Source organism: Streptomyces sp. URMC 126 (assembly GCF_051386555.1).
Classification (GTDB): domain Bacteria; phylum Actinomycetota; class Actinomycetes; order Streptomycetales; family Streptomycetaceae; genus Streptomyces.
The window spans coordinates 1-7,912 of sequence record NZ_JBPQTX010000314.1 but is presented as its reverse complement, the minus strand read 5'-3'; the positions used below and the strand labels follow the sequence as shown (position 1 = coordinate 7,912).

Here is a 7,912-nt window from a genome sequence, read left to right as displayed (position 1 = left end):
GCAAGGGCCAGCCCTACCTCGACGAGGTGTGGTCGGACTCGAACTGGCGGCTCTTCCCCCGCGAGGCTCCCATGAGCGACGACACCACGACGCCGTACGCGGCCCCACCCGTCTTCACCAGCCACCTCGACCTGCGCGCCCGCAACCGGGAAGCGGTCGAGAAGTACCTGCGCACCGGCCCCGAGGCGCGCCTGGAGCGCCACACGCTCTACACGGAGGACGGCGAGACCGCCCTCTTCTACACCGACATCGGCCGCCCGATCGTGGTCAGGGGCAAGGACCGGCTCAAACGGCACGGCGAGCTCTCGCTGCGGGTGCTGCCCGACTGGCAGTGGACCGACGTGCGGATCTACGAGACGCAGGACCCCGACGTCATCTGGGTGGAGTGCGACGGGGAAGGGACGATCAGGTTCCCCGACTATCCAGAGGGGCACTACCGCAACCACTTCGTCCACGGCTTCACCCTGCGGGACGGAAAGATCAAGTCCAGCCGCGAGTACACCAATCCGATCGAGCACATGCGGTCGCTGGGCATCGAGACGCCGCACATCAAGCGCGACTGGATCCAGGCGGACCACTGACGCGCGCCCGCCCGACGCCGCCGCCCGACGACGCACCACCCGACACCGGAGGACCGCGAACCATGGCCACAGACACCGGGGCCCCGCGCGCTGCCGTCGACCTCATCACCGCCGCCTGGCGCACCCAGGCGGTGTTCGCCGCGGTCAGGATCGGCCTGCCCGACCTGGTCGCCGCGGGCCGCACCGACGACGCCTCGCTCGCCCGGGCCACCGGGATGGACGAGGACGTCGTCCACCGCCTGATGCGGCTGCTCGTCCTGCTCGGCGTCTTCACGAGGGACGACGGCTACGCCGTGACGGACGTCGGCGACCTCCTGCGCGACCGTCCCGGCTCCCTGCGTGACATGTGCCTCCTGTACGGCGACGAGTTCTACGCGGCCTGGGGGCAGGCCGAGGACGCCTTCCGCACCGGCGCCTCGGGCTTCGAGAAGGTCCACGGCCTGCCCCTCATCCCGTACCTGCGCGAGCACCCCGAGGCGGCGGACCGCTTCCAACGCGCGCTGCGGGCCGGCAACTTCTTCTTCGACTCCGTCCCCGAGGAGATCGACTTCTCGGCGGACCGGCACATCGTCGACATCGCCGGCGGCGGCGGCCACCTGCTCTCCACGGTGCTTCGCGCCGTCCCGCGCGCCCGCGGCACCCTCGTGGACCTCGCCCACACGCTGCCGATCGCCCGGGCCCACTTCGAGCGGACCGTCGGCACGGACCGCGTGGACCTGGTGGCCGCCGACATGTTCTCCGGTGACCTGCCGGCCGGCGCCGACACCTACCTCCTCTCCCGGGTGCTGGGCGACTGGGAGGACGAGCCGTGCCTGCGCCTGCTGTCCAACCTCCACGCGGCGATGTCCGGGCGGTCCCGTCTGATCGTCATCGAGCGGCTGACGCGTGACGACGGCACGGGCCTGCTGTCCGCCCTGTGGGACCTGCACCTGCACGTGCTGAACGGCGGCCGCCAGCGCACCCTGGACGCCACCCGGGCGCTGGCCCGGCGGGCCGGCCTGGACGTCGAGCGGGGCGTCCCGCTGCCCAGCGAGAACACGGCGCTGATCCTCAGGAAGCTCCCGGTGTAGGCCCGCGGTTCGGATCCCGGCGCCGACCCGGGTGTAGATCCCGGCGCCGACCCAGGTGTGGATCCCGGCGCCGACCCAAGTGTGGATCCCGGCGCCAATCAAGGTGTAGATCCCGGCGTGGGACCGCGGCGTAGCTCCCGGCGTCACGCACGACTTCGTTCCGGACAGGAAACACGGCCATGACCCACTCTGCCGACGTCATCATCGCCGGTGGCGGCATCGGCGGCCTCACCGCCGCCCTCAGCCTGCACGCCGCCGGCATCACACCCCTCGTCCTGGAGTCCGCCCGGGAGATCAAGCCGCTCGGCGCGGGCATCAACCTCCAGCCCGCGGCCGTCCGCGAACTGGACGAGCTGGGCCTGCTCGACGAGCTGGCCGCCCTCGGCGTCCCGGCCGAGCGGCACCTCTTCACGGACGGCCGCGGCCGCACGCTGTTCGCGGAGGCGCGGGGAACGAAGGCCGGCTACCGCTGGCCGCAGTTCTCCGTCCACCGCGGCGAGTTCCAGATGATGCTGCGGGACGCGGTCGTCAAACGCCTCGGCCCCGAAGCCCTCCGCACCGGCGTCCGTGTCGAGGGCTTCGAGCAGGCCCCGGGGAGCGTCCACGTCCACGCCCTGGACCGCGCCACGGGCGCCGCGCTCGACCTGACCGCCGAGGCCCTGGTCGCCGCCGACGGCATCCACTCCACCGTCCGCGCCCTCCTCCACCCCGGCCAGGGCCCGCTCCGGTGGAACGGCGTGACCATGTGGCGCGGCATGACGGAAGCGGACGCGTTCGCCCCCGGCAACGCGGTCGTCATCGCCGCCGACGCGAAGAACACCCAGTTCGTCACCTACCAGATCTCCCACGACGCCCTCCGCCGCGGCCGCACGCTGATCAACTGGGTCTGCCTCGTCCCGACCGGCGAGCCGGGCCCCCTCGCCGCCGGCGTCGACTGGAACGCCCCGGGCACGCTCGGCGACATCGTGCCGCACTACGCCGACTGGCATCTCGAATGGGCGGACCTGCCCGGTCTCCTCGCCGGCAGCGAACGGATCCTCGCCTACCCCATGGTCGACCGGGACCCCCTCCCCTCCTGGGGCGAGGGCCGGGTGACCCTGCTCGGCGACGCCGCCCACCCCGGCTACCCGTCCGGCGCCAACGGCGGCACACAGGCCGTCATCGACGCCCGCGTCCTCGCCTACCACCTGGCCGTGGCTCCCGACGTGGGCTCGGCCCTCGCGGCCTACGAGAGCGAACGCCGCGAGGCCACCTCCGCCATCGTGCTCGCCAACCGCGAGATGGACCGGGTCGGACGCAACCGGTCCGCCGGCCCCGGCACCCCGTCGGACACGTCCATCGACGAGGTCACGGACTCCTACCGCAAGGTGGTGGGCGAGGCGGAGAAGCTGAACTCCCGGCCCTCGCTGACACCGCCGGGAGCCGTACGCGGCTGACGGGAGGGAGCGGGACGCGCGGCCCGGCGGCCGGTACGGGGTCAGGTCGATCGCGGGATGGCGCTGCGGGGTCAGCGAGCCGTTACTTGCGCTCCGCCGTTGCCGCCGGTTTCACCGTTCCCGCTGTTCCCGCTGTTCCCGCTCTGTTTTCCCGCTGTTCGCGACGGCCCCGCCGCCCCCGGCGACGAGTGCCTGCGCACCGTCCAGTGCCCGCGCGACGGTGAAGGCGTAGAACTCGGCGGCCGGTTCGTCCGGCGGGCGGGGATCGGCCGCCCGGCGTCGGACGTCGTCGGCTGCCGCCGCCAGGCCCGGACGGTCCGTCGCGTCGCGGTAGGCGCCCAGCACCTCCGTCATGCGGGCCCGGCCGCCCGGGTCGGCTCCCTCCTCGTCCTCCGTGGCGACCAGCATGAACGCGCTGTTGAGCAGGTACCGGTAGACGAGCGTGGCGTCCCGGCCGAAGCCCGCCCGGAGCAGGGCCGCCACGCCGCGGTCGACGGCGGGCAGGGCCGAGGGCACCGTGGGTCCCAGGCGCACCAGCCGCCGTGCCGTTCCCGGGTACCGGCGCAGCGTCAGCCGGCCCTCGATGAGGAACGCCTCGAACCAGGCGCGCCAGTCCAGTTCCCCGTCGGGCAGCGGCATCTCGGCGACGACACGGTCCGTGACCATCTCCACGACGGCCTCCCGGTCGCCGACGTGGTGGTAGACGACCCCGGGATAGACGCCCAGCGCGCCGGAGAGCTGCCGGACCGACCAGCCCTCCAGGCCGTGTTCCCTGGTCAGGTCGAGGGCCGCGGAGATCACTTTCTCGGCGGTGATGGGCGGGAGCCCGGCCGCGGTCCGGGAGCGCGATCGCACGGGGTGAGCAGTCATGCGGGGCACTTTAACGCAGCGTCGCGATCGGGATCTTGGGCCTGACGGCCGCGTACGACGTGCCCGGTAGGCCAACCCCCAGCTCGATTCCGGCGCTTGACTTCCCGGCCCGGCAGGGAGATAAGGTCGCCCTAAGTTCTTGAACGCCGTCTAACAGGGGTGCCGATGACCGCGGAACGTGCTGCACTGAGTACCCTGCTCCGCCCCGTCCGGCGGCGCTTGGCGGTGGCCGTCGCCCTCCAGGCGGTCTCGGCGGTGGCCGGTGTCGTGCCCTTCATCGCGGTCGCCGAACTCGGCCGGGTGCTGCTCGACGGCGACGGCCCGGGCGGCGGCATCGACCACGGCCGCGCCTGGACCGTCACCTGGCTCGGCGTGGCCGGCCTGCTGGTGCGGCTGTCGCTGCTGGTGGGCGCGGGCGGGATCACCCACCTCGCCGACAACGACCTGCAACTGCACATCCGGCGCCGCCTGGTGGACCGCCTCGGCCGGGTCCCGCTCGGCTGGTTCTCCAGCCGTAACTCCGGCACCGTGAAGAAGACGCTGCAGGACGACGTCACCGCCATGCACCACCTGGTGGCCCACTCCCTGCTCGAACTCACCGCGGCCGTCGTGGTGCCCGTGACCTCCCTGGCCTACCTCTTCGCCGTCGACTGGCGGATGACCCTGGTGACGATCGCCCCGCTCGTGGTCGGGCTGACGGCCTACCTGTGGGCCATGGCCGGGATGAAGGACCAGCTCACGGCCTTCGACGAGGCGATGGGCCGGATCAACGCCGCCGCCGTCGAGTTCGTCCAGGGCATCGCCGTGGTCAAGACCTTCGGCCGGACCCGGCGCGCCCACCAGCGATTCGCCGAGGCCGCCGACGGGTTCGGGTCCTTCTTCATGACCTGGGTGTCCTCGACCGTCCGACCCCGGGCAGCCGCCGAGATCCTGCTCTCACCCATCGTCGTGCTGCTCACCGTCCTCCTCGGCGGTGCCCGCTTCGTCACGGACGGCAGCCTCGACGCCGTCGACCTGCTGCCGTTCGCCCTGCTCGGCGTCGGCCTCACCGCGCCGGTACTCGCCCTCAGCTACGCCACCTACGAACTGCGCACCGCCCGGGCGGCCGCCGAGCGCGTCGCCGAACTGCTGGGGACGCCCGAACTCCCCGTGCGCCCGGACCCGTTGGTCCCGGAGGGGAACCGCATCGAGTTCGACGCCGTCCGCTTCTCCTACGGAGGTGGTGAAGGCGGCGAAGGCGGCGAAGGCGGTGGGGGCGAGAACGAGGTACTCAAGGGCATCGACCTCACCCTGGAACCCGGAACGGTGACCGCCCTGGTCGGCGCCTCCGGCTCCGGCAAGTCGACCCTGGCCTCGCTGCTGCCCCGGTTCCGGGACGTGACCGCCGGCTCCGTCCGCCTCGGCGGCGTCGACCTGCGTGACATCGCGCCCGACGAGCTGTACCGCCGGATCGCCTTCGTCTTCCAGGACGTCCGGCTGCTGCGCGACACCGTGACCGGCAACATCCGCCCGGCCCGGCCCGACGCCGGTCCGGCCGACGTCGAGCGGGCGGCGCGCGGCGCCTTCATCCACGATCGGATCGTCCGGCTCCCGCGCGGATACGATTCCGTGGTCGGCGAGGACGCCCGGTTCTCCGGCGGCGAGGCGCAGCGGGTCTCGATCGCCCGGGCGCTGCTGGCGGACACCCCGGTGATCGTGCTGGACGAGGCCACGGTGTTCGCCGATCCCGAGTCGGAGGCCGCCGTCCAAGACGCTCTGACCGAACTGACGCGGGGCAAGACCGTGCTGGTGATCGCCCACCGGCTCTCCACCATCGCCGGCGCCGACCGCATCGTCGTCCTCGACGGCGGCCGGATCGCCGAACAGGGCACCCACGAGCGGCTGCTCGCCGCCGACGGTGTGTACGCCCGCATGTGGCGGGCGCACGAGGCGACGGCCGAACGGCGACCGGACGCCGCTCGGGTGACCGTGGCGGCCAGGGCGGAGGACCGGCCCGAGCCCGTGGGCCGGCCCGAGCCCGTGGACCGGCCCGAGTCCGTGAGCCGGGCCGAGCCCGTGGCTCCGGCCAGGGCAGCATCCCCGGCCACGAAAGCAGCCCCGGCCACGAAAGCAGCCCCGACAACAGCCCCGGCCGCGACAGAGGAGACCGCCCGATGATCCGACAGCTCTTCTCCGTCGTGGGCCCGGACCAGCGGCCCGTCCTCCGTCGCATGCTGGTCGCGCTCTGTGCCGCCGCCGTCCTCCAAGGCGTCGCGTTCACCCTGCTCGTCCCCGTGCTGCGGGAACTGCTCGGCGACCACCCGGACCGGGCCTGGCCGTGGCTGTGGGCGCTGCTCGGCGCGTCCGCCGCCTACGGGATCGCCCACTACGCCGCCCTGCTCACCGGCTACCAGGCCGGCGCCACCCTGTCCCGCAGCCTCCACCACCGCATCGGGGACCACGTCTCCGGCCTGCCGCTGGGCTGGTTCGGGCCGGAGCGGGTCGGCCGGCTGAGTCAACTGGCCACCCAGAACGTCATGGACGTCATGGGCGTCCCGGCCCACCTGCTGCGTCCGCTGGTCACCGGCTTCCTCACCCCGGCCACGGTCGTCGCCCTGATGTTCGTCTTCGACTGGCGGCTCGCGCTGGCCGCCGCCCTCACCGTCCCGTTCATCGTCCTCGTCTACCGCTGGAGCGCGAATCTCGCCCGTAAGGCCGACGCGCTACGGGACGAGGCCCGCGCCGAGGCCGCCAACCGGATCCTAGAATTCGTCCAGTTCCAGCCCGTCCTGCGCGTGTTCGGGCGCGGACCGGCCGGGCGCCGCGCGCTGGGCGAGGCCCTGGAGAACCAGCGTGATCTGGGGCGCGAGGTCCTGCTCGCCGGCGTGCCGGGAATCGTCGGCTTCACTCTGGTGGTCCAGGCGGCGTTCACCACGGTCACGATCGTGGGCACCTACCTCGCCCTGGGCGGCGAACTCGCCGTCGCCGAGCTGCTGGCACTGCTGGTGCTGGCGGCCCGGTTCGTGGAGCCCCTGTCCGAGGCCGCGACGCTGGGGTCCAGTCTGCGCATGGCGCGCAACGCGCTGGAGAAGGTGGAGGAACTGCTGAAGGTGCCGGCCCTCCCGGAACCGGCCGCGACGGCTTCCCCGCGCGACTCCGGCATCGAACTCGACGGTGTGGGCTTCGGTTACGACGGCCGGCCGGTCCTCTCCGACGTGTCCTTCACCGTCCCGCCGCGCACGATGACCGCCCTCGTGGGCCCGTCCGGCTCCGGCAAGACCACGGTCACCCGCCTCATCGCCCGCTTCTGGGACGTCGAATCCGGGGCCGTACGGATCGGCGGCGCGGACGTCCGCGACCTGACCACCGAGGACCTGATGTCCCGGATCTCCATGGTCTTCCAGGACGTCTACCTCTTCGAGGGCACCATCGAGGACAACATTCGCGTCGGCCGCCCCGACGCCACCCCGGCCGAGGTCCGCGAAGCGGCCCGGCTCGCGCACGTCGACGAGATCGCGGCCCGGCTCCCGCAGGGCTGGGACACCAAGGTCGGCGAAGGCGGTTCCGCGCTCTCCGGCGGCGAACGGCAGCGGGTCTCCATCGCCCGCGCCCTGCTGAAAGACTCCGACATCGTCCTCCTCGACGAGGCCACCGCCGCCCTCGACCCGGAGAACGAACACGCCGTACAGGCGGCGCTGGCCGCGCTCACCGCCGACCGGACGCTGCTCGTCATCGCCCACCGGATGCCCACCGTGATGGCCGCCGACCAGATCGTCGTCCTCGACGGCGGCCGGATCGCCGAACGCGGCACGCACGAGGAACTCGTCGTGCGGGGCGGGCGGTACGCGGCCTTCTGGTCCGAGCGGAACCGGGCCGGAGGGTGGCGGCTGGGCGGGGGAGCATCGAGTTCGACGCCGTCCGCTTCTCCTACGGAGGTGGTGAAGGCGGCGAAGGCGGCGAAGGGGGTGGGGGCGAG

6 protein-coding genes are annotated in these 7,912 nt (G+C 72.9%); 5 read left to right on the top strand and 1 reads right to left on the bottom strand.

Going from position 1 to position 7,912, the window contains the following annotated elements; all coding sequences use genetic code 11:
* Positions 1-71: 71 nt before the first annotated feature.
* From ACSNOK_RS27580 to ACSNOK_RS27570, 3 genes are all read left to right on the top strand, one after another.
* A complete protein-coding gene (locus tag ACSNOK_RS27580; protein WP_436783499.1) occupies positions 72-581 on the top strand; it encodes a PhzA/PhzB family protein in 510 nt (169 codons plus the stop codon).
* Between the two features lie 62 nt (positions 582-643).
* The gene (locus tag ACSNOK_RS27575; protein WP_436783498.1) at positions 644-1,651 is read left to right on the top strand and encodes a methyltransferase; all 1,008 of its coding nucleotides are present in this window, start codon (positions 644-646) and stop codon (positions 1,649-1,651) included.
* 179 nt (positions 1,652-1,830) lie between these two features.
* Positions 1,831-3,087 (top strand): FAD-dependent monooxygenase, encoded by a 1,257-nt coding sequence (locus ACSNOK_RS27570; protein ID WP_436783497.1) that lies wholly within the window; start codon positions 1,831-1,833, stop codon positions 3,085-3,087.
* Between the two features lie 111 nt (positions 3,088-3,198).
* On the opposite strand, the gene ACSNOK_RS27565 is transcribed toward ACSNOK_RS27570, so the two are convergent.
* Positions 3,199-3,957 carry a TetR/AcrR family transcriptional regulator gene (locus ACSNOK_RS27565; RefSeq protein ID WP_436783496.1) on the bottom strand — a complete coding sequence of 253 codons (759 nt, stop codon included), beginning with the start codon at positions 3,955-3,957 and terminating at the stop codon, positions 3,199-3,201.
* A gap of 165 nt (positions 3,958-4,122) precedes the next feature.
* Here ACSNOK_RS27565 and ACSNOK_RS27560 point away from each other — a divergent pair, with 165 nt between their 5' ends.
* Both ACSNOK_RS27560 and ACSNOK_RS27555 read left to right on the top strand, forming a co-directional pair.
* Complete coding sequence (locus tag ACSNOK_RS27560; RefSeq protein WP_436783495.1) at positions 4,123-6,114, top strand: ABC transporter ATP-binding protein; 1,992 nt, start codon at positions 4,123-4,125, stop codon at positions 6,112-6,114.
* Positions 6,111-7,912 (top strand): ABC transporter ATP-binding protein (locus tag ACSNOK_RS27555; protein WP_436783494.1); only part of this gene is annotated, 1,802 nt, incomplete at its 3' end. The genes ACSNOK_RS27560 and ACSNOK_RS27555, both read left to right, overlap by 4 nt.

What these genes read in the sequence shown, in the direction of transcription:
- ACSNOK_RS27570 (WP_436783497.1), top strand. Translation starts at nt 1,831, where the DNA reads ATGACCCACTCTGCCGACGTCATCATCGCCGGTGGCGGCATCGGCGGC.
- ACSNOK_RS27560 (WP_436783495.1), top strand. Translation starts at nt 4,123, where the DNA reads ATGACCGCGGAACGTGCTGCACTGAGTACCCTGCTCCGCCCCGTCCGG.
- ACSNOK_RS27565 (WP_436783496.1), bottom strand. Translation starts at nt 3,957, where the DNA reads ATGACTGCTCACCCCGTGCGATCGCGCTCCCGGACCGCGGCCGGGCTC.
- ACSNOK_RS27580 (WP_436783499.1), top strand. Translation starts at nt 72, where the DNA reads ATGAGCGACGACACCACGACGCCGTACGCGGCCCCACCCGTCTTCACC.
- ACSNOK_RS27575 (WP_436783498.1), top strand. Translation starts at nt 644, where the DNA reads ATGGCCACAGACACCGGGGCCCCGCGCGCTGCCGTCGACCTCATCACC.